This window comes from Novosphingobium kunmingense (assembly GCF_002813245.1).
In the GTDB taxonomy this organism is placed as follows: domain Bacteria; phylum Pseudomonadota; class Alphaproteobacteria; order Sphingomonadales; family Sphingomonadaceae; genus Novosphingobium; species Novosphingobium kunmingense.
The window spans coordinates 339,910-361,741 of the sequence record NZ_PHUF01000003.1 but is presented as its reverse complement, the minus strand read 5'-3'; the positions used below and the strand labels follow the sequence as shown (position 1 = coordinate 361,741).

17 protein-coding genes are annotated in these 21,832 nt (G+C 67.4%); 6 read left to right on the top strand and 11 right to left on the bottom strand.

Annotated features, from left to right (window positions below; all coding sequences use genetic code 11):
- Nucleotides 1-16: 16 nt before the first annotated feature.
- The 3 genes from B0I00_RS07770 to B0I00_RS07760 form a co-directional block, all read right to left on the bottom strand.
- Nucleotides 17-1,828, bottom strand: a complete 1,812-nt coding sequence (locus B0I00_RS07770; protein WP_100867155.1) for an alpha-amylase family glycosyl hydrolase — start codon at nt 1,826-1,828, stop codon at nt 17-19.
- Nucleotides 1,815-3,335, bottom strand: coding sequence for a tryptophan halogenase family protein (locus B0I00_RS07765; RefSeq protein WP_100866814.1), 1,521 nt, complete (start codon nt 3,333-3,335; stop codon nt 1,815-1,817). Before B0I00_RS07765 ends, B0I00_RS07770 begins: the two co-directional genes overlap by 14 nt.
- A gap of 70 nt (nt 3,336-3,405) precedes the next feature.
- Nucleotides 3,406-6,123 (bottom strand): TonB-dependent receptor, encoded by a 2,718-nt coding sequence (locus tag B0I00_RS07760; RefSeq protein ID WP_100866813.1) that lies wholly within the window; start codon nt 6,121-6,123, stop codon nt 3,406-3,408.
- 213 nt (nt 6,124-6,336) lie between these two features.
- On the opposite strand from B0I00_RS07760, the gene B0I00_RS07755 reads away from it, so the two are divergent.
- Nucleotides 6,337-7,371, top strand: a complete 1,035-nt coding sequence (locus B0I00_RS07755) for a LacI family DNA-binding transcriptional regulator (RefSeq protein WP_100866812.1) — start codon at nt 6,337-6,339, stop codon at nt 7,369-7,371.
- 73 nt (nt 7,372-7,444) lie between these two features.
- Nucleotides 7,445-8,935 (top strand): MFS transporter, encoded by a 1,491-nt coding sequence (locus B0I00_RS07750; protein ID WP_100866811.1) that lies wholly within the window; start codon nt 7,445-7,447, stop codon nt 8,933-8,935.
- Between the two features lie 4 nt (nt 8,936-8,939).
- Here the strand turns inward: B0I00_RS07750 and B0I00_RS07745 are convergent, their stop codons facing one another.
- From B0I00_RS07745 to B0I00_RS07725, 5 genes are all read right to left on the bottom strand, one after another.
- Complete coding sequence (locus B0I00_RS07745; protein WP_100866810.1) at nt 8,940-9,497, bottom strand: VOC family protein; 558 nt, start codon at nt 9,495-9,497, stop codon at nt 8,940-8,942.
- Complete coding sequence (gene hppD / locus B0I00_RS07740; RefSeq protein ID WP_100867154.1) at nt 9,494-10,594, bottom strand: 4-hydroxyphenylpyruvate dioxygenase; 1,101 nt, start codon at nt 10,592-10,594, stop codon at nt 9,494-9,496. Before hppD ends, B0I00_RS07745 begins: the two co-directional genes overlap by 4 nt.
- 75 nt (nt 10,595-10,669) lie before the next feature.
- Entirely contained in the window at nt 10,670-11,830 is a 1,161-nt protein-coding gene (locus B0I00_RS07735; RefSeq protein WP_100866809.1) for a glycosyltransferase, read from the bottom strand.
- A gap of 30 nt (nt 11,831-11,860) precedes the next feature.
- Nucleotides 11,861-12,394 (bottom strand): DUF2141 domain-containing protein, encoded by a 534-nt coding sequence (locus tag B0I00_RS07730; RefSeq protein ID WP_100866808.1) that lies wholly within the window; start codon nt 12,392-12,394, stop codon nt 11,861-11,863.
- Nucleotides 12,391-13,320, bottom strand: a complete 930-nt coding sequence (locus tag B0I00_RS07725) for a hypothetical protein (protein WP_100866807.1) — start codon at nt 13,318-13,320, stop codon at nt 12,391-12,393. The genes B0I00_RS07730 and B0I00_RS07725 overlap by 4 nt, the downstream gene beginning before the upstream one ends.
- A gap of 103 nt (nt 13,321-13,423) precedes the next feature.
- On the opposite strand from B0I00_RS07725, the gene B0I00_RS07720 reads away from it, so the two are divergent.
- The gene (locus B0I00_RS07720; RefSeq protein WP_100866806.1) at nt 13,424-14,224 is read left to right on the top strand and encodes a glycosyltransferase family 2 protein; all 801 of its coding nucleotides are present in this window, start codon (nt 13,424-13,426) and stop codon (nt 14,222-14,224) included.
- Here the strand turns inward: B0I00_RS07720 and B0I00_RS07715 are convergent.
- Genes B0I00_RS07715 through B0I00_RS07705 form a run of 3 tightly spaced genes read right to left on the bottom strand, consistent with a single transcriptional unit; the run spans nt 14,221 to nt 17,601 of the window.
- Complete coding sequence (locus tag B0I00_RS07715) at nt 14,221-14,988, bottom strand: DUF2334 domain-containing protein (protein ID WP_232730163.1); 768 nt, start codon at nt 14,986-14,988, stop codon at nt 14,221-14,223. The genes B0I00_RS07720 and B0I00_RS07715 overlap by 4 nt on opposite strands.
- A complete protein-coding gene (locus tag B0I00_RS07710) occupies nt 14,958-15,938 on the bottom strand; it encodes an agmatine deiminase family protein (protein WP_100866805.1) in 981 nt (326 codons plus the stop codon). Before B0I00_RS07710 ends, B0I00_RS07715 begins: the two co-directional genes overlap by 31 nt.
- A 7-nt stretch (nt 15,939-15,945) precedes the next feature.
- Nucleotides 15,946-17,601 carry a M28 family metallopeptidase gene (locus tag B0I00_RS07705; RefSeq protein WP_100866804.1) on the bottom strand — a complete coding sequence of 552 codons (1,656 nt, stop codon included), beginning with the start codon at nt 17,599-17,601 and terminating at the stop codon, nt 15,946-15,948.
- Nucleotides 17,602-17,715: 114 nt separating this feature from the next.
- On the opposite strand from B0I00_RS07705, the gene B0I00_RS07700 reads away from it, so the two are divergent.
- From B0I00_RS07700 to B0I00_RS07690, 3 genes are read left to right on the top strand one after another with little or no spacing between them, the layout of a single operon-like run.
- The gene (locus B0I00_RS07700; protein WP_100867152.1) at nt 17,716-20,430 is read left to right on the top strand and encodes a bifunctional [glutamine synthetase] adenylyltransferase/[glutamine synthetase]-adenylyl-L-tyrosine phosphorylase; all 2,715 of its coding nucleotides are present in this window, start codon (nt 17,716-17,718) and stop codon (nt 20,428-20,430) included.
- Entirely contained in the window at nt 20,427-20,900 is a 474-nt protein-coding gene (locus tag B0I00_RS07695) for a peroxiredoxin (protein ID WP_100866803.1), read from the top strand. The genes B0I00_RS07700 and B0I00_RS07695 overlap by 4 nt, the downstream gene beginning before the upstream one ends.
- Nucleotides 20,897-21,685, top strand: coding sequence for a ferritin-like domain-containing protein (locus B0I00_RS07690; RefSeq protein ID WP_100866802.1), 789 nt, complete (start codon nt 20,897-20,899; stop codon nt 21,683-21,685). Before B0I00_RS07695 ends, B0I00_RS07690 begins: the two co-directional genes overlap by 4 nt.
- Nucleotides 21,686-21,832 lie beyond the last annotated feature (147 nt).

Here is a 21,832-nt window from a genome sequence, read left to right as displayed (position 1 = left end):
GCACAATCGGTCGCGTTCACTGGCCCGCCGCGCAGACGGCGAAGCCAAGGGGGGGAAGGGTAAGGCTCAAGCTGCCCGGGGCGTCCGCAGACACCGGACACTGACCGGCCAGCGATGTGAAGGCAAGGCTGGCCGGATCGACTGCAATCCTATTCGTCAGCGGCGCGGTCGAGGTGTTGAAGGCGATCACCACCTCGCGCCCCGTAACCGGATCGAACCGCGACACGGCCAGCAGTCCGGGCTTGTCCGAACTGGCGCGCACCGTTGTCGCCCCGCCGGTCAAGGCCGGGGTGGCCAGCCGGAGCCTGGCAAGGTCGGCGATGAAACGGTAAAGCGGGTGGCCGGGTTCGAAATTGGCGCTGGCCGTGGTCGCCGCCGTCCCGACCAGCGGTTCGGCGTTGTATTCGGCAACCTTGCTGGCGAACATGTCCTGGCGCGAAGACTGGTCTCCGCCGATCCCGGCAAAACCCTGTTCGTCCCCGTAGTAGACTACCGGAACGCCCCGCAGGGTCAGCATCATCGCGTGGCCCAATTTGGTCCTGGCCAGCCATTCGTCTGCCGCGATCGACGGTTTGGCCTGTTTGAGGAAATAGGCGAAGCGACCGGCATCGTGGTTGCCCAGGAACGTCGGCAGACGCAGCGCGGCCGCCTTGCCCCCTTCATAAAGTACGTCGTCGTCGAACAGGCGGGCAAGGATGTCGGTCCCGGTCTTGCCGCTCGACGCGTCGACCGTGGCTCGAGCAAAGGCGAAATCGAGGTTCGCGGGAAGGCCCGCGTTGCGCGTCCAGCCGGCCAGCAATGCCGGATCGACGTCGCCGGTCGCCACCTCGCCGAAGATGTGGAAGTTGGGAATACCCCGGGCCTTCGCCCGTTCGAGCATGGCGGGCACGAAGGCGCGCCAGAACTCGGGATTGACGTGCTTGGCGGTATCGATGCGGAAGCCGTCGATCCCAAAGCGATCGATCCAGTCGCCATAGATCTCGATCATGCCGGCGATGACGCGCGGGTTCTCGGTCGCAAGGTCATCAAGGCCGACGAAATCGCCGTACTGCGCGCTTTCGCCCTTCCAGTCGGTGTTGCCGCGATTGTGGTACCAGACCGGATCGTTGAGCCAGGCCGGGGTCTTGGCCTTCTCCTCGCCCTTTGGGACATAGGGCGTATAGGCGAAGGCCGGATCGGTCAGTTTCGCCCAGTTGGCAGGTGCTGCATCGTGATCGCCGGCAAAGCCCGGGTTGATCGGCGCCCCGCCAACGCCGCCACGGCGCGAATACGGATAGTCGGCCTTGCCGCGATAGGGATAGCCTTGCGGCCCGACCTCGCGGTACTGGATCACGTCCGCGGTGTGGTTGGCGATGATGTCCATGTAGACCTTCATCCCCCGCGCGTGGGCGGCATCGACCAGCGCCTTGAAATCGGCATTGCTGCCAAGGTGCGGGTCGACCTGGCTGAAATCGGTGATCCAGTAGCCGTGGTACCCCGCGGTTTCCTGTCCGGGCGGGCCTTGCACCGGCTTGTTCTTGAACACCGGCCCGACCCAGATCGCGCTCGCGCCGAGGCCCTGGATATAATCCAGCCGCCTGGTCAGGCCCTTGAGGTCGCCCCCATGATAGAACCCCTTGTGCGCCGGATCGAAACCTGTCTTCAGCCGGTCACCCTTGATCCCGCCCTTGTCGTTCTTGCGATCGGCGTTCTCGAAGCGGTCGGGCAGGACGAAATAGACGACCTCCTGCTCGGGCGTGCGGGCGCGGAAATCGGCCGCGGCCGGCTGAGCCGCCAACGGCAGGGGTGCCGCCAGCAGGGCAGCGAAAAGGACTTTACGCAGCAACATCGATGTCTCCTGCCGGGCAGAACCGGGCGACGTGATCGGCATGGGCGGGCATCCGCTCGGCATCGCGGAGGTAGGCGGTGGTCAGCGTGTCCAAAAAGCCGGCAAGCTGGTCGCGGTCGGGCTGGTCGGCCAGCGGGTGCCAGGCATCAGGGATGACGCCCTGCCCGATCAGCACCTGGGCCCAGCCTACCACGTCGAACAGTTCGTCGCCTTCGCGCACGATCCGCCCCGTGGCGCGGAACATCGCGATCCGTTCTGCCAGGGTCTCCGGAAGGTCGACCGTGCGCAGGTAATCCCAGAACGGCTCGCCGGCGCGGCCGTTGCAGACGTAATGCGCGACAACGAAATCGCGGATGCGTTCGATTTCCCACACCGCCAGGCGGTTGAATCCGTCGCGATCGGCAGCCGCCACCGCGCCGCTGGGGAGGAAGTCGAGCAGGCGGTTGATCGCCGTCTGGACAAGATGGATCGAGGTCGATTCGAGCGGCTCGATGAAGCCCGAAGCAAGGCCGATGGCAACGACATTGCGTTCCCAGAAGCGCTCGCGTCGACCGGCGGTAAAGCGCAGCACGCGCGGATCGGCCAACGGCTCGGCATCGAGGCCGGCCAGCAGCCGCGTCGTCGCCTCGTCCTCGCCCATATGGTCCGAACACCACACGTGGCCGTTGCCGGTGCGGTGCTGCAGCGGGATGCGCCAGCGCCAGCCAGCCGGCTCCGCGATCGAGCGGGTATAGGGCACCAGCGGATCACAGCGGCGGCTGGGCACGGCCACGGCGCGGTCGCAGGCGAGCCACTTGGCCCACGAGACGTAAGGCACGCCTAGCGCCTCGCCCAACAGCAGTGCGCGAAAACCCGAGCAGTCGACGAACAAATCGCCCTCGATCCGCGTTCCATCGGTAAGGATCACGGCCGCGACATCGCCGTTTTCGCCGTGGCGGGCGACTTCGGCAATTCGGCCTTCGCGCCGGGTGACGCCGCGCAGTTCGGCAAAGCGGCGCAGGAACCGCGCATAGAGCGAAGCGTCGAAATGGTAGGCGTAGGGCACCGCCGGCAGCGGGCTGCCGGGCCGGCGCTCGACATGGGCGAAGCGGTTCTGTCCGGCGATCACCGCGTTCAGGACATAGTCCCCCAGCGGCCCGGCAAGTCCTTCGGCCCGCCCGCGCAGCCAGTACTGGTGGAACGGCAGCAGGCCCAGGCTACGCCCGACCATGCCGAAGGCATGCATGTAGGTCTGCCCGAATCCGCCCCATCCTTCGAACTGGATGCCCAGCTTGTAGGTGCCCTGCGTGGCGGCGAGGAACTCGGCCTCGTCGATGCCCAGCGCAAGGTTGAAGTTGCGGATCATAGGGATCGTGGCTTCGCCCACCCCGACGGTGCCGATCTCTTCGCTTTCGACCAGCGTGACCTGCCAGGGCGGGCCGAGGAAGCGCCCCAGCGCGGCAGCGGTCATCCATCCGGATGTCCCGCCGCCCACGATCACGATCCGCCTGGCTGTGTCACCGTTCATGCAAGGTCTCCGCTGGGGCCGGGTATGGGTGGGGTTCCGCATCCGCAGAACCCCGAATACCGCCTTTGCGTCAGAACTTGTAGGTGAAGCCCGCCATGTAGCGACGACCGTAGCTGAAGTAGTTCTTCACCTGCATCGGTCCGGCGGTCAGCACCGACACCTGCGGCTCGTTGGTCAGGTTCTGGCCCTGGAGATAGAGCGACAGACCTTCAAGCACGCTGCCCGGCTGGAAGTCGTATCCGACCTGCGCGTCGATGACTGTTTCGGCCAGCACGCGGCGGTCCTCAAGCTCGCCGCCGAAGCCGACGAACTTGCCCAGGAAGTCGGAACGGTAGCGCACCGAACCGCGGGCGTTGAAGCCGGCCTTTTCGAAGAACACCGTCGCGTTGGCGACCCACTTCGAATAGTCGGGGATGTCTTCCGAGGTGCCACCGGCCTTGGCCGTGATGCTGGTCTCGGTATAGCCCACGCCGCCGGTGATGCCGAACCCTTCGAGCGCCGAGGTGAAGATTTCGAACGGCAGCGTGCCGGCCAGTTCCGCCCCGTAGAGCGAACCGTTGCTGACATTGGTCGGCTGGGTGATCGTGCCGTTGTAGTCGACCGGAAGGCCCGGCGGAACGGTGATCGGCAGGCCGCTGTAATCGAACGCTTCGGGCGCACGGTAGATGAAGCTGTCGAACTTCTTGTAGAACAGCTGCAGCCCCAGATAGCCCTTGGCGGCGAAGTACTTCTCGAAGTTGAGGTCGGCCGCCCACGCGCGGTACGGACGCACCTGCGGATTGCCGCCGCTGCCCGAAATCTTGAAGTTGGTGGTGCTGTAGCTGTACTCGCGGCTGACCTTGAGGTCGTCGAGGCGCGGACGCTGGATCTCGCGCGCCGCGGCAAAGCGGACCACGAAATCGCTGGGGAAGCGCAGCGCGAGGTTGAGGCTGGGCAGCACATCCCAGTAATCCGCGCCCTCGGTGCGGTATTCCTGGGTCGAGGGGAAGGTGGCGAGATTCACGATCCCGCGCGAGCGCTGCGCCGTGTTGGTGGCGAGGACACCCACGTTGCCGGTCAGGTCGGCGTCGCCAACGCTGCCGCGCAGATCAGCCTGCAGGTACATGCTCATCAGCTGTTCGGTTACCTGATAGGCCTTGGCCGGGATGTCCTTGCTGATGTTGGGCACGGCGACATAGACGCCGTCGGCCAGCAGCTGGAACGGATCGTAGCTCAGCATCGGGCCCGCGCCGACGAACGCCAGGTTCGTGTCGGGCAGGCGGTACTGGGTGGGCAGCACCAGCGTGCGCGCGCCGTTCGCCAGGTTGAGGTAGTTCTCGACCGGGGTCTTGGACTTCTTGCGGTCGGTATAGGCGAGGCCCACGCTGACCTTGGAAACGAAGCCGTCCTCGAATTCGCGCGCGACCTGGGTCTGGAAGCTCTTGATCTCGTCGTCGATGATGCGGTCGTTGTAGTAGCCTTCCTGGTGACCGGTCGGCGCGCCGCCGCCCCAGCCCAGCGGGTCGGTCAGCACGATCAGGTTGGGATCGGCATAGTTCAGGCGGTTGCTGGTGAAGCTGGTGCCGTTCGGACCGCTGACGAAGTTCAGCGTGTCGAGCACCTTGCCCGCCACGTTCGGCGTGCCGGCGTTGGTTTCAAGGCTCAGCTCGTTGCGGTCGGTGCGCGAATAGCCGAAGTCGAACATCGCCGACCAGCCGTCGTCGCCATCGTACTTGGCGTTGAAGCCGCCGCTGAAGATGTCCGAATTGCGCTCGTAGCCGTGGTTGTTCACCACCGCGCCGATGTTGCCGAAAGTGCCGCTGGTTACCAGGTTGCCCTCGGTGCCGGTCGGCGTCAGCGTGACCGCGCTCCAGCCCAGGCCGGCGGCCAGCGGGAATTCGATGCCGCGCTTGATCTGCTTGTCGGTGAAGTGCGAGTAGAACCCGTCGGCCGTGAGCGTCAGGGTGTCGGTCGGTTGCCACTGCAGCGTGCCCTGGAAGGCGGCGCGCTTGACCCGCGACGACACGCCGAAGGGCTTGATTCCCGCCACCACGTAGTTGCCGTTGACCTGGTTGTAGCCCCAGGCCTCGAACTCGGTCGACTGGTAAGGATCGTCGGTATAGGCGGCCGAAAGCGCCACGCCGATCGTGTCGTTGGCGAACTTGTCGGCATAGGTTCCAGTCACGCGGAAGCCCTTGTCGCGCGATTCGGCGTTGACCTTGCCGGTGTCGACATAGGTGCCGCGCGCGCCGAACGAGAGCACGCGGTCGCGGATTTCGAGCGGACGGATGGTGCGGATGTCGACGGTGCCGACCAGGCCCTGGTGGATCAGACTGGCCATCGGCGTCTTGTAGACGTCGACCCGGCTGACCGTTTCCGACGGATACTGGTCGAATTCGACGTTGCGCTGTTCGCCGGTCGAGGTCTGCGGACGGCCGTTCATCGTGGTCGACGACAGGTCCGGACCGAGGCCGCGGATCGCCACCGAGTTGGCACGGCCAGCCAGGCGCTGCGAGGTCAGGCCAGGCAGGCGGGCGATCGATTCACCGATCGAGGCGTCGGGCAGCTTGCCGATGTCCTCGGCCGAAACCGATTCCACGATGGTTTCGGCGCGCTTCTTGACGTTGACCGCGTTCTGCAACGAGGCGCGGAAGCCGGTGACGACGATTTCCTGGCTGTCGGCGGCGCCCTCGTCGGCAGGCGCGTTCGCGTCCTGCGCCGAAGCGACGGCAGGCAGCGCAAAAGCCGATACGGTCAATGCGATGGCGGACGCGCCGAGGCGTCCGTTGAAACGGGTGCGAAGTGCCACAGTGAACTCTCCCAAAACCTCGCCGGCTTGTCCCCGGGTCCCGGCGGTACGACCCAAAACTCACGCGCAATGCAAAGGATTGCTGCGCTATCGAGGGTGCATTACGTCGGCTTGCGGTATGCCCGAAAGATGGCATACGTATACGCATAGTATGCAGGCGCTGCCCTGTTGCGCGGCGGACACGGGTGCCGTCACGGGCGGCAAGGAGATGCGATGGGTCGCAAGCGGTCCAACAAGCCGACAAGCTTCGACATCGCCTATATCGCGGGCGTATCGCAGCCGACCGTCAGCCGGGCGCTGCGCGGCTCGCGCTCGGTCAGCCTCGCCACGCGCCAGCGGATCGAGGCAATCGCGCGCGAGCTGAACTACTCGGTCGACAAGAACGCCTCGTCGCTGCGCTCGCAACGCTCGAACACCATCGCACTGCTGTTCTTCGAAGAGCAGACCCCCGACGATTCCAAGATCAACCCCTTCTTTCTGTCGATGCTGGGATCGATTACCCGCGCCTGCGCCAGCCGCGGCTTCGATCTGCTGATCTCGTTCCAGAAGATGGAGGACGACTGGCACATGCGCTACCAGGACAGCCACCGTGCCGACGGGCTGATCCTGCTGGGGTATGGCGACTACACGCTCTACAAGAGCCGGCTCGCAACGCTGGTCGGCCAGGACACGCATTTCGTGCGCTGGGGTTCTGTAAGCGAGGATGCGATCGGCGCCACGGTCGGTTCGGACAATGTCGGCGCCGGGCGCAGCGCGGGCGAGCACCTGCTGGGCCTCGGCCGCCGCCGCATCGCCTTCATCGGCCAGGCCGACGAGCATTACCCCGAGTTTGCCGATCGCTACCGCGGGCTCAGCGAGGCGCTCGAGGCAGCGGGCCTGGCGGCCGATCCGACGCTGGTGCGCGGCGGGGTAAGTTTCGAGGATGACGGCCAGAGGGCGGTCGAAGACCTGCTGGCCAAGGGCACGGCGTTCGATGCGATCTTCGCGGCGAGCGACCTGATCGCCATCGGCGCGATGCGCGCGCTTGCCGCTGCGGGCCTGCGCGTGCCCGGCGACGTCGCAGTTGTCGGCTTCGACAACCAGCCTGCTGCCAGCATGACCAATCCGCCGCTGACCACCGTGATGCAGGACCTGCGACAGGCGGGCGAACTGCTGGTCGAAACTCTGCTCGCCCAGATCGAGGACCGTCCGATCCCCAACCGCGCGATTCCGGCGCAACTGATCGTCCGGCGCAGCACGTCCGGCTGACGTATTCGTATGCGCAATTGTATGCGCGCGGCCTTCGTGCCAGCCCGCAGGCACAAGGGAGAGATGTAACCGCATGGAAAAACCACGGCAGAGCTGGGCCGGGCTGGCCAATATCAGCTTCGGCTTCTTCGGCATCCAGATCGGGTTTGCCCTGCAGAACGCGAACATGAGCCGCGTTTTCCAGTCGCTCGGCGCCAGTCTCGACGATCTTCCCGCGCTGTGGGTCGCGGCGCCGCTGACGGGCCTGCTCGTCCAGCCGGTGATCGGCCATATGTCGGACCGCACCTGGCTGGGACGCCTGGGCCGCCGGCGTCCCTACTTCGTGGCCGGTGCGGTGCTCGCCGCGCTGTCGTTGCTGCTGATGCCGCTGAGCCCGGTACTGCTCGCCGCCGCCATGCTGCTGTGGCTGCTCGACGCCAGCCTCAACGTCTCGATGGAGCCGTTTCGCGCCTTTGTCGGCGACATGCTGCGCAAGGACCAGCACACGTCGGGTTACGCGGTGCAGACCGCCTTCATCGGCCTTGGCGCAGTGGTCGGATCGCTGTTCCCCTATCTGCTCGATCACCTTGGCGTCGCCAACGAAGCGCCGGGCGGGGGCATTCCCGATACGGTGCGTTATTCGTTCTGGGCGGGCGGGCTGGCGCTGTTCGCCGCGGTGATGTGGACCGTGCTGTCGACGCGCGAATATTCGCCGGAGGAACAAGCCGCCTTCGGGGAAGGCGCCGAAGCGCACGCCGATACCAGCGCCGCGCTTGCCGCGCGCGGCAGCGGGCCATCGTTCTGGTGGATCGCGGCCGGTGCGCTCTTGACCGTGATTACCGAGCAGTTCGGTCTGGAAAAGGAGGTCTACCTGCTGGCCGCCCTGCTGATCGGGTACGGCCTCTTGAGCTATATCGCCATCCGCCTCGCCCGCGCCGGGCGCAGCCAGGGCATGCTGGCCAGCATCGTCGGCGATTTTTCGGGCATGCCGCCGATCATGAAACGGCTGGCCGTAGTTCAGTTCTTCAGCTGGTCGGCGCTGTTCATCATGTGGATCAACACGACGCCGATCGTGGCGCAGGACTTCTTCGGCTCGGCCGATCCGGACAGCGCCGCCTACCAGGAAGCGGGCAACTGGGTCGGTGTGCTGTTCTCGGTCTACAACGGCGTCGCCGCCGTCGCCGCGCTGGCGCTGCTGCCGCTGCTGTCGCGCCGCCTGGGCAAGGCGAAGACGCACATGCTGTGCCTGCTGGCGGGCGCTGCCGGCTATGCCAGTTTCTTCGTGATCAAGGACCCGCAGTGGCTGATCGCCAGCGAGATCGGTGTGGGCATTGCCTGGGCCTCTATCCTGGCGATGCCCTACGCCATCCTCGCCTCCAGCCTGCCGCAGGCCAAGCTCGGCATCTACATGGGCCTCTTCAACGTCTTCGTGGTGATTCCGCAATTGCTGGTCGCAACCGTGATGGGATCGATCATGAAGGCTTTCTTCCCGGGCGAGCCGATCTGGACCATGGCCTTTGCCGCCGGCAGTCTGGTGCTCGCCGCCCTCGCCATGACGAGGGTCACGGCGCCGGGCGAAGCCTGATCCGCTATTCGTTCGGCGCCTGCGCGCCTTCGTGCAGCCAGGCGGCGTGGCGCGGCGCGCGCTTTGTGCGGCTCCACTCGTCCAGCATCGGCGCGGCGACACGCTTCAGTTCGGCGTATTGCTCGGCCGTGCCGATATCGCACGCCAGCTCGATGCGGTGACCGTTGGGATCGAAGAAGTAGATCGACTGGAAGATGCCGTGGTGCGTCGGCCCCAGCACGTCGATGCCCTGTGCTTCGATATGCGCCTTGGCGGCGAGCAGCGCGGCCATGTCGGGCACGCGGAAGGCCAGGTGCTGGACCCAGGCCGGGGTCGCCTCGTCGCGGCCCATCGCGGGCTGTCCGGGCAGTTCGAAGAAGGCCAGGACGTTGCCGTTCCCGGCTTCTAGGAACACGTGCATGTAGGGATCGAACTCCCCGGTCGAAGGCACGTGATCTTCGGCAAAGGCGGTGGTGTAATCCATGCCCAGCACGCGGCCATACCATTCGACGGTTTCGGCCGCGTCCTTGCAGCGATAGGCGGCGTGGTGGATGCCGCCCAGCTTGACCGGGTGCGCGCTCACTGCCCGGCCCCTTCGACGGCCAGCGCGCCGCGGCGGATCTGGTCGGCCTCGATCGACTTGAACAGCGCGGTGAAGTTGCCTTCGCCGAAGCCTTCGTCCTTCTTGCGCTGGATGAATTCGAAGAACACCGGGCCGATCATGGTCTGACTGAAGATCTGCAGCAGCAGGCGCGGATCGCCGTCCTCGGTCGACCCGTCGAGCAGGATGCCCCGGCTCTGCAGCTCGGCCACCGGTTCGCCGTGACCGGGCAGCCGCTCGTCCAGCATCTCGTAATAGGTCGCCGGCGGCGCGGGGGCGAAGGGCGTGCCGAGTGCGGCAAGCCGATCCCACACCGCATAAAGATCGTCGCAGGCAAAGGCGATGTGCTGGATCCCCTCGCCGTTGTAGGCGCGCAGGTATTCCTCGATCTGCCCGCCGCCGCCGGCGCCTTCCTCGTTGAGGGGAATGCGGATCTTGCCGTCGGGCGCGGTCATCGCCTTGGAGGTAAGGCCGGTGTATTCGCCCTTGATGTCGAAATAGCGGATCTCGCGGAAGCCGGCGATGCGTTCGTAGAACGACGCCCAGTGCGCCATGCGCCCGCCGTAGACGTTGTGGGTCAGGTGGTCGATCAGGTCGAGCCCGGTGCCGACGGGGTGGCGGTCGACGCCCGGGTGATAGACGAAATCGATGTCGTAGATCGACAGGTCCCCGGATTCCTTGGAGCCATAGCGGTCGATCAGGTAGATCATCGAGCCGCCGATCCCGCGGAAGGCCGGCAGGCGCAGCTCCATTACCCCGGTGCGGCCCTCGACCGGTTCGGCGCCGCGGGCGATCGCCTCGTCATAGGCCCTGGCCGCATCGCGTACGCGCCAGCCCATGCCGCAGCACGAAGGGCCGTGCTCTTGAGCGAAGTACCACGCCGGGCTGTGCTTCTCGTAATTGGCGATGAGGTTGATCGCGCCCTGCCGCCACAGCGTCACGTCCTTGGACCGGTGGCGGGCAATCTCGGTGAAACCCATGGCGGTGAAGACCGGTTCGAGCACGCCCTTCTCCGGCGCGCAGAACTCGATGAACTCGAACCCGTCGAGGCCCAGCGGATTGTCGAACAGGTCGGCCATGGTCACGCGCTCCACACAATTTGGTTTCACGTGTAACTAAATCGTCAGGGCCATTCTGTCAAGTTTGTCGCCCGCTCAGGCGACGGCGCGCCGGCCTTCGACGAGGCCGGCGTAATCGGCGAAAAGCTTGGCGAAATGGCCCCGCATGGTCTCGCTCGGCGGGACCTCGTCGAGCGGCAGGGGCGGGCCCTCGATCAGGCGCAGGATCGCTTCGGCAGCCGATTCGGCACTGCCCGCCGCATAGGTCAGCCCCGCCCCGTCGGCAGCGTGATCGGCCGCGCCGCCGCGGTCGGGCACTATCACGGGAATGCCACTGGCCCGCGCTTCGGCCGCGCCGAGGCAAAAGGTCTCCGCCTCGCCGCCGTGGATCAGCGCGTCGGCACTGGCCAGGATCGTGGCGAAGCGGCCGCGGTCGCGCTCGGGGGTCAGCAGGCGGATATGCGGGTTGCCGAACAGCTGCTTGACGATGCGGCTGCGCTTGTTGCCGTCGCCCAGGATGACGAGCCCGATCGGGTGGCGGTTGCTGGCCGCCATCACCGCATCGACGACCAGCGGCCAGCGCTTTTCCGCCGATAGCCGTCCGACCCCGATCAGCAGCGTGGCGTCCTCGGGCAGGTCGCACAGTTCGAGCAGGTGGCGGCGGACCTGCCTGTCGCGGCGCTCCTTCGAGAACAGCCCTTCCTCGACCCCCATCGGGTGCAGCACGGTGTTGGCGACCCCGCCATCGCGCAGCCGCTCCTGCAGTTCCCGGCTGGCGCAGACCACGCGATCATACCGGTCGCCCAGTTCGCGGATGTGTTCCCAGAAGGTCTTGAACTGGCGGTCGATCAGCTCGCGGCTGAACAGCGGCTCGAACCAGCGATAGGCATAGGCCGACAGCGGATCGGCGTGCATCACCAGCGCGCGCGGCACCGACGATGGCCAGCGCGCCACGAACGAGGGGCTGCGCCAGGGCGAGGACGCCTCGACGAAATCGGGTGCCAGCGCATCCAGTTCGGCATGCAAGGCGTGTTCGTCGTCGAAATACCAGTACTTGCGGTCGAGCGGGAAACGCGGGCTCGGAAGGGTGACGATCCGCGCGCCGGGCCCGCGCTCGATCACCTCGCGCTTGTCGCCGGGGGCAAGGATGACGATCTCGTGCCCCAGTTCGGGGCCAAGGCGCAGCTTTTGTTCGACATAGGTCTTCACCCCACCGCCCTGCGGGGAATAGAAGGCGCAGACATCGACGATGCGCACAGGCGTGCCCCCCCTTGCTTCCTTCCCGCCTTACTGCCTCAGCGGCGCCACGCCCAGCCCGCGCCGATAGTTCATCACGACGGAAATTCGGGTCAGTCCAGCACCGGCAGCAATGCTGGCCTTGGCCGCCTTGGGCTTGGACCAGCCGAGCTTGGGATTGGCGGAAAAGCCGATCCCGTCGACCGTCCAGCCGAACTTTCGGTTGGTGTCGCGGTCGTGCAGCACGGTCACGGCATAGCGGCCGGGGCCGGGAATGCGGACGCACAGTTCGGGCGTGTCGCCCGCCGGCACCGGCACCTCGACCCGGCGGAAGGTCTTGCCCGCGTTGAGGAGGATGTTGTCGTCGGCCAGGAAATCGGCGTCGGTTGCCGGATAGACCTCAAGCTTGAGGTTGCCGGTCCGATCCTTCATCCCCGCGACCGAGACCAGGAAGGCCGGCCCCGTTTCCCCGGCGCGGCAGCGCCCCTCGGCCTTGCCGAGTTCGGGCGACGACTTCAGCGCCGGCGCTGCCGCCGCCAGGAGCGGCGCGGCGGCAAGAAGGGGCAGGGCGAAACGCAACGTCATTTCATTTTCCTCGCATTCACGACATCCAGAAGGCCGAAAACCGTTCCCGCCACCAGGTGGCTGGCCAGTTGCAGCCCGGTCATCAGCGTGATCAGGCTGGCAACCTCGTTTTCGTGTCCAAGCAGGAAGACGGTGATTCCCGCAAAGACGACATCCTTGTTGGGCAGCAGCGGCAACCGCGAAATCAGCATTCTCAGCGTGGCCAGGACCAACCACAGGGTGACCGGCACGGCCGGCAGGACCAGGTGCCACAGCAAGGCCGACATCGTCAGGGTGATGATGATCCGCCCAACATGGATCAGCGTGATTATGTAGAGTTGGTGTTTCGGCAAGCTGAACAAACGCCGCCGGAACAGCACGATGGCGATCGAGGTGACCAGCACCACGCCCAGCGAAAGGTAGGCATCGCGCAGCCCGACGCCCAGTTGCCCGGACGACACCAGCGGCCAGGCGAAGACGAGCATGACCGCGGTCACCGCGTTGCCGGTCAGCGCCGAGAGGATCGTCGCGTCCTTGATCGCGCCGAACGGGGCGGCAACCATCGACAGCCGCGCCCGCGCCCAGCTGTAGAACTGCACTTCGCCAAGATAGCCGAGCAGCAATTCGTTGCTAATTACCTTGCGCACGCAGGCCCCGAAGGCGGTGATAGGCAGCGTCCAGACATAGCGGTAGATCAGCCAGTCGCCGAACGGGCCCGACAGATAGGTCAGCACGAACAGCGTCCAGAACAGGGCGCTCGACGGGAACAGTTCGGCCACCTGCGAAAAGTCGAGCTGCCACACTTCGCGCAGCACGGCGACGATCATCGCGCCCGAGATCAGCGCGCTGAAAATGCGGGCATACAGCTGCGATCGCGGCTTGTCGGACGGGATGATGGAGACCGGCAGGTCGTCCTCACGATCCGTTGCGGCACGGGTTTGTTCCATCGGAATTGGGCCAGCATCCATGCAATCGCGGTGGCGCGGTGCCTAGCCTTTGTCGCGGCAAGGTGGCAAGAGGCGAGACACCTGTCGCGCCCGGCGCACCAAGATGACGGAAAACACGATCACGATGGCGCCCGGCCCGACGCTGACCCTGCTGGTCCCCTATTACAACGAGGCCGATTACCTGCCCGCGACGCTGGCCAGCCTGGCCGCGCAGACCGATCGCGACTTTCGCCTGGTGCTGATCGACAACGCCTCGACCGACGGTTCCTCCGATCTCGCCCGCGCCGCGCTTGCGGGGTGGGACGAAGGAACCTGGCAGATCGTGGCCGAGGATCGACCAGGCAAGATCCACGCGCTCGAGCGCGGGCTGTCGTTGGTCGATACCCCGCTGTTCGCAACACTCGACGCCGATACGATCTATCCCCCCGGTTATGTCGCGCAGATCCACGCGGGGTTTGCGCGGCGGCAGGATGCGGCGATGGTCATGGCGCTCGACGTCTATACCGATCCGGCAAGCCTTGCCGACCGGCTGCGGCGCAAGGGGGTGTGCCTGCTGGCCTGGCTGACGCCGGCGAAGTGCCATGCCGGGGGCTGCGGCCAGGCTTACCGCACCGCGGCATTCCACCGCGCTGGCGGGTTCGATTCCGAGAAATGGCCCTTCGTTCTCGAGGACCACGAAATCGTCAACCGCGTGCGCCGCGAAGGTGGGCAGGTCTATGCCAGTTCGCACTACTGCATGCCCGCCCCGCGCCGCGACAGCCGCGAAACGGTCAACTGGAACGGGTGGGAGCGGTTTCTCTACATCGCCCTGCCCGGCGCAGCGATGGACTGGTTCTGGTACCGCTTCCTCTACCGCCGCTTCGCCGCGCGGCGGCTTGCCAACGTCAATCTGCGCACCCGCTAGGCGGCGGCGAGCAGATCGGCGTAGCGCCCCGCGGGTCGCCGGCGGGCGAAGGCGCCGAAGGTAGCCTCGATCGATTCGATCAGTGCGGGAACGGTGGTATCGCCGGGATGCACGGCAACCCTCACGGTCTCTGCCGCGTGGAGCCCGTATCGCGCCAGCCCCGCAACCAGCCGCGAGGACAGCTGCCTACCCCGGGTGCGGCTGGCCCAGGTGATCACCGGACCCCGGGCGAGGACCCGGCCGCTCGCCGGCTGCCACACGCGGAAATGGTCTTCGGCCAGGGCAAAGCCGCTGTTGGCGAGCGCCGCCTGCGCGCCCGGACCGTAGAGCCAGGCCGGCGCGATGAAGCCGGCGGCCGGGCGGCCGATGATATCCTCGACCAGGGCTTTGCCGTCAGCCATGCGCTGCGCCGCTTCGGCCTCGCTCAATCCCAGGAACTCGCCCTCGCCGGCGGTCATGTGCCGCGCCTTGAACGAGGCAGCGCCGCTGTGCCTGGCCACATCCTTGTGGAACCAGCCATGGACGAACATTTCGACCCCGGCATCGGACCATTGGCGCAGCCGCACATGGAAGGCCTTGGACTCTGCCAGAGGCGCCGCGCCCCAGTGGTCGGCGACCACCAGCATGGCGAATTTCGGCCCGCCGAGAATGCGCGAAAGCTGCCCGGCCAGCTGGTCGACCTCGCGCTCGAAACGCGGGCCGACATCGTGGATCGAGGCAAGCAGCCGCTTGGTCACAGCACCGGCATCTGCTGGCTGGCGCAATGGAAGCTGCCACCGCCGGCCAGCACCGCATCGGCAAGGATTCCGACCACCGGCCGATCGGGAAACAGGTCCTGGATCGCCGCCACGCCATCGCCATCGTGCGCCGTGCCATAGGTCGGCACGACCACCAGCTTCGAGGTCACGGCAAAGTTCATGTAGCTGGCCGGCTCGATCCGCCCGCCGGCGCTTTCGACCCGCCCGGGCGAGGGCACCTCGCGCACCGTGACGCCGAAGGCTTCGGCCCGCGCCTTCGCGTCGGCATAGATCGCCGCGTTGGGATCGTCGGTGCCGGTCGCCCGCGGCAGCGCGAGTACGCCTGGTGCGACGAACCGCGCAAGGTTGTCCACATGGCCGTCGGTGTGATCGTTGATCAGCCCGTCGCCCAGCCACAGCACGCGGTCGAACCCCAGGTCGCGGGCCAGCCGCGCCTCGATGTCGCCGCGCGACAGCGCCGGGTTGCGGTTGGGGTTGAGCAGGCACTGCTCGGTCGTCGCCACAAGGCCCGTACCATCGGTGTCGAGCGCGCCGCCTTCCAGGATCCAGTCCGCGGTTGCGACAGGCAGGCCGGCGCTCTGCGCGAGGTCCGCGCCGATCTCCTGGTCGCCGTCCATGAGGTACTTGCCGCCCCAGCCGTTGAAGCCGAAGCGCTGGCCGATCGCGCGCCCGTCGCGACTGACCACGAGCGGCCCCGTATCGCGCAGCCACACGTCCCCGTAGCGGCGCTGATCCAGTGTGACCGCCGCCGAACAGAGCGACCGGGCCCGCGCCGCATTGGCTTCGTCGCGGACGATCAGGCGCACGTCCTGCCCGCTGTCCGCCACGGCCGAGGCGAAGGCAGCGATCTGTTCCTGCGCGCGCGGCAGGAAGCCGGGCCATTCCTCCGCATCGTGGGGAAAGCCGATCCATAGCCAACGCTGCGGGTGCCATTCGGGCGGCATCGAAACGGTCATCGGCCGGTCACTTCGCTCCGGCGCGGCTCTTGTCGCGGATCAGGCGGAATTCGTCGTTCGCGTACCAGTTGGGCCAGGCCGTGCCGCTCGCCAGCGCGCGGCCGAGACGGTAATACAGCGTCACGTCCTGCGCCGGGCCCGACCAGTCCCAGGCCTCGTTGAACTCGTCGCTCGGCTGGTGATAGTCGACATCGGTGTAGGCCTTTTCCGCCGCACGCCCTGCCTCGGTGCCGCCGACGATCCAGTCGGTGCCCCGCGCCACGTAGAACATCGGCACGCCGCGCTTGGCCATGCTGAAATGGTCCGAGCGGTAATAGTACCCGCGCTCGGGATGCTCTTCCTGCACCACGGCCATGCTCATCGCCGAGGCGACCCCGGCCAGCACGTCGGAGAGGTCCGACTTGTCGCCGCCGACGACGGTGACGTCGCGCGCCGCGCTGCCGGGCTTCAGGGCATCCATGTTCACCCCGCCAACCGTCCGGGCCAGCGGATAGATCGGGTTCGCGGCGTAGAACTCGCTGCCGAGCAGTCCCGATTCCTCCAGCGTCACGGCCAGGTAGACCTGGCTCCGCGCGGCAGGGCCGGCCTTACGGTTGGCTTCGGCGATCGCGACAAGGCCGGCCACGCCCGTCGCGTTGTCGACCGCGCCGTTGCAGATGTCGTCGCCGCTCGCGTCGGGCTTGCACCGGCCGAGGTGGTCCCAGTGCGCGCTGTAGAGCACATATTCATCGGGGCGCGTCTTGCCCGGCTGGATCCCGACCACGTTGCGCGAGGTGGCCCGCTCGATCGCGTTGTCGAACGACAGGCTTGCCGTCGCGCCGAGCGGCACCGGCTTGAAGCCCTTCTGCTTGGCGGCGGCGCTCAGCGCCGCAAAGTCCTGCCCGGCGGCCTTCATGATCGCCTCGGCGACCGGCTTCTGCATCCAGCCGTTGGCGATGGTCTGGTCCATCCCGTCGTTTGCGCTGGCGACGTACTTCTGCTTGCCGGTCCAGCTCGACTGGACGACCTGCCAGCCATAGGCCGCGGGGAAGGTTTCATGCACGATGAGGGCACCTGCCGCGCCCTGGCGGGCCGCCTCCTCGAACTTGTAGCGCCAGCGTCCGTAATAGGTCATCCGGCGCCCCTTGAACGGGCCGCTTTCGTCGTTCATCTCGAAATCGGGATCGTTGATCAGGATGACCGCGATCTTCCCCTTCATGTCGATGCCGGCATAGTCGTTCCAGCCGAGCTCCGGCGCGTTGACGCCGTAGCCGACGAAGACCAGCGGCGCGTCGGCCAGCACGGTCTTCGGCGCGACGCGATAGGATCCGGCAACATAGTCGGTGGCATAGGCGAAGTTCAGCGTCTGCCCGGCCGCCTTGACGGTCAGCGGGCTTTCGTTCTGTGCCTCGATGATCACGGTCGGCACGTCCTGGGTCCACTGGCCCTTGTTGCCGGGCTGCAGGCCGGCCGCCTTGAAGCGCTCGATGATATAGGCGACCGACTTTTCCTCGCCGGGCGTGCCGGGACCGCGCCCTTCGAAAGCATCGGAGGCGAGCGTCCGGGTCACGTCCTTCAGCGTCGCCTGCGAAATCTCGGGCTCAGCCGGGGTCGGCGCCATGGTGGCGCAGGCGGCAAGGAGGGTCGGCGCGCAAAGCGCGGCAATCAGGCGGGTCTTGGTCATGTCGTGCGGCCCTTTGGCAATCGATCGATTAACCGGCGATGTGGCAGAGCGCCGCGCACCTCGCAAGCCGCGTTGCGCTTGATCGGAAAGCCGCAAGCGGGCATCGCCCATCCGATGACTGCCGACTGGACCGGAGCGCTGACCCGCGCGCGCGATAACGCGCCGTTCCTGTGTCGCGGGCTCGACCGCCTCCCCGCGCTCGAAGCACTGCTGGGAGAGGGCCGGATCGAGGAGGCGCTTGCCTGGGCGAGGGCCGCGGGCAACAGCGCGCCGGATGTGCCCACCGCCCTCCGCCGGGAAAAGCTTGCCCTCGCCATCGCGCTCGCCATCGGCGATCTTGCCGGAGCCTTGCCGCTGCTGCAGGTGACGCGCGAACTTTCGGACTTTGCCGACCGCGCCCTCGATGCAGCTATCGCCGACGCGATCCGTGCCCGCGTGCCTGACGCAGAACCGGCCGGGTTCCTCGCCCTCGCGCTGGGCAAGCACGGCGCTCAGGAGCTGAACTACAGCTCCGACATCGACCCGATCCTGCTCTACGATCCCGCGCTGCTGCCCAGGCGCTCGCGCGACGAGCCGGGCGAAGCTGCGCAGCGCGTGGCCCGCACGCTGATGCAGACGATGAGCCACGTCGATGCCGAAGGCTATGTCTTCCGGGTCGACCTGCGCCTGCGCCCGGCAGCGGAGGTCAGCCCGCTGGCGATCCCGGTTGAAGGCGCGCTTACCCATTACGAAAGCTCCGCACTCGCCTGGGAACGCGCCGCCTTCATCCGCGCGCGCGCCTGCGCCGGTGACGTCGCCGCGGGCGAAGCCTTTCTGGCCGCAATCCGGCCCTTCGTGTGGCGCAAGAGCCTCGATTTCGGTGCTATTGCCGAGATCGGCCGGCTGACCCAGCGCATTCGCGCTAGCCATGCCGGCGCCGCCCGGCCCGGTCCGGGCTTCGACCTCAAGAAGGGGCGCGGCGGCATCCGTGAAGTGGAATTCTACTCGCAGACCCACCAGCTGATCCACGGTGGGCGCAACCCCGCGCTGCGCCTGCGCGGCACTCGCGCAAGCCTCGACGCGCTCGCCGGAGCCGGGCTGATCGATCCTCTCGACGCCCATGTGCTCGGGGAAAGCTACGACCGGTTGCGCGCCATCGAGCACCGCCTGCAGATGGTGGCCGACCAGCAGACCCATGCCCTGCCCGCCGATCCTGCCGCGCTCGACGCCGTGGCGCGGCTCGACGGCCTGCCCGATGGCGCGGCGCTGGTCGCCGAACTGGCGGGCATCACCGAGGCGGTCGGCAGCCGCTATGATTGCCTGATCGCCCAGCACGGCGCCGAGCCGGGAAGCGGCGTTACGGTGCCTGCCGCCGAAGGTGCGGCGCTGGAGGCGGAACTCGCCGGGCTGGGCTTTGCCGATCCCGCCGCGCTCACCGCACGCATCGCCGGGTGGCAATCGGGCAAGCTGCGCGCGCTGCGCAGCGATGCCGCCCGCACCGCCTTCGAGGCGATCCGGCAACCGCTGATGGGCGGGCTCGCCGCCGCGCCCGAGCCAGAACGCGCGCTGCTGCGCTGGGAGCAGCTGCTTGCCGGCCTGCCCAGCGCGGTGAATTTGTTCCGCCTGCTGGAAGCGCGCCCGGCGCTGATCGACCTCCTTGTCCGCATCCTCAGCCTGGCGCCGCCGCTCGCCGATGCCCTGGCGCGGCGCGCCGACCTGCTCGACCCGCTGATCGACGCCAGCGCCTTCGACCTGCCGGGAACGGTCGAGGATCTGGCCGCGCAACTGGCCCTGGGCGAGGAGGAGGACGATTACGAAGGTCGGCTCGACCGGGTGCGGCGCACGGTCGGCGAACAGCGCTTTCTCCTTGGCGTGCAGCTGATCGAAGGGGTGCGCGATCCGCTGGAGATCGGCGCCGCGCTGTCGCGCGTGGCCGAAGCCGCGCTGGCCGTGCTGGCCAAGGCGGCGGAGGCGGAGTTCGCCCGCGTTCACGGCCATGTGCCGGGCAGCCGCCTGCTGGCCATGGGGTACGGCCGCCTCGGCGGCGGAGTCCTGACGCACGCCTCGGACCTCGACCTCGTCTTCCTGTTCAGCGGCGGGACCGATGGCGAAAGCGACGGAGCGCGGCCGATCGGCACCACGCTCTACTTCAATCGCCTCGCCCAGCGCGTGACCGGCGCGCTGTCGGTTCCGACCGCCGAAGGCGCGCTGTACGAGGTCGACACCCGGCTGCGGCCCTCGGGCGCGCAGGGGCCGCTGGCCGTCAGCCTCGACAGCTTTGCCCGTTACCAACGCGAATCGGCCTGGACCTGGGAACACATGGCGCTGGCGCGGGCGCGACTCCTTTTGGGCACACCCGAAGATCGAGCGGCGCTGGACGAAATAGTGCAAGGCGTGCTGACCATGCCGCGCGATCCCGAAAAGCTGCGCGAGGACGTGCTGGCGATGCGCGCCGAAATGGCCCGCCACAAGCCCGCCAAGGGCCCGCTCGACGTCAAACTGGCGCGCGGCGGACTGGTCGATGTGGAGTTCATCACCCACTACCTGCAACTGCGCGAGGGGCGCGGACTGGCGCCCCACCTGCCGACCGCGCTGGCCCGACTGGTCGAGGCCGGTCTGCTGCCCGAGGCGATCCGCCCGGGCCATGCGCGGTTGGCCCGCTTCCTCATCGCTGCGCGCCTGCTGGCGCCCGATGGCGCCCTGCCGCCGCCCGCGGCGCGCGCCGTGCTTGCCAAGGCATGCCAATGCGACGATTGGGACGAGCTGGTCGAAGCCTTGGCCCAGGCGCGCCGCACCGTGACGGCGACCTGGGCCGACGTGTTCGGCACACCGATGGAGTCCGATCGATGAACGCCTATCCCCAAGCGGGCGATCCCATGCCCGACCTGCCCCTGACCACGCCCGATGGCGGCACGGTCCGGCCCTCCGATTTTGCCGGGCAGAAGCTGGTGCTGTTCTTCTATCCCAAGGACGACACGCCCGGCTGCACGACCGAGAACCGGGACTTTACCGCGCTGGCCGCCGATTTCGCGCGGACGGGCACGGCGCTGCTCGGCGTGAGCAAGGATTCCCCCGCGCGGCACCAGAAGTTCATCGCCAAGCACGGCCTAGTCGCGCCGCTCGCCTCGGACGCGGAAACGGGCGGCCTGTCGGATGCGCTGGGGATCTGGACCGAGAAGCAGAACTATGGCCGCACCTACATGGGCATGGTGCGCACGACCTACCTGGTCGGGCCGGACGGCCGCATCGCCCGGGTCTGGAACAAGGTGAAGGTCAAGGACCACGCCACCCAGGTGCTCGAGGCCGCGCGCGCCCTGTGACCAGCGTCGCTGCGGCGATCCGCGCCGCCCTTCTCGAGACCGATCCCAGGGCCAAGGTCTTTGCCGCCCGGGCGGTGGCGCGCGATTTCGCGTCCGGCGCTCTGCCCTTCGTCTTCAATGTCGCCATGCCGGACGAACCGGGACGGCCCGCCCGGCCCGAGCTGCTCCCGCCCGGCCGTATGCCCAAGCGCGGCAAGTTCGGGTCGGATCGCGCGCGAATCGCGTTGTGGCACGCGCTGGCCCATATCGAATTCGTCGCGATCGACCTCGCGCTCGACATGGCGGGACGTTTCGGGGCCGAGCAGGGCCGGGCCTTCGTCGCCGACTTCCTCGGCGTGGCGGCGGACGAAGCGATGCATTTCGCGCTGCTCGACCGCAAGCTGCGCACGCTCGGCAGCCATTACGGCGCCCTTCCGGCCCATGGCGGCTTGTGGGAGGCGGCGCGGAACACCGCCCACGACGTCGCGGCACGGCTGGCGGTGGTGCCGATGGTGCTCGAAGCGCGCGGGCTCGACGTGACCCCGCCGACCCTCGAACGGGCGCGCGCGGCCGGCGACGAAAGCGGTGCGCGAATCCTGCAGAGAATCCTTGACGACGAAATCCGTCACGTTCGGCTGGGAGCAACACATTTCGCCGCAATCAGTTCCATTCGCCGCGAATCCGCAGAAAACCTATGGAAATCACTTGTCCGCGCGCATTTTGGCGGCGCCATTAAGCCACCGTTCAACGACTCGGCGCGCCTTGCAGCCGGTTTGTCGCGCGATTGGTACGCCGGGGTTGCCTGATTAACCTTTAGGGGTCAGACCGAACTCACACGAGACGGCGGGGGGTCCGACCATCTCAAAAACAAACGCACCGACGCGCCTTTTGGCGTGCCGGTACTGGAAGGCTCTACGACCTTTCGGGCGCACGAGAACAAGGTAGTGTTAGTG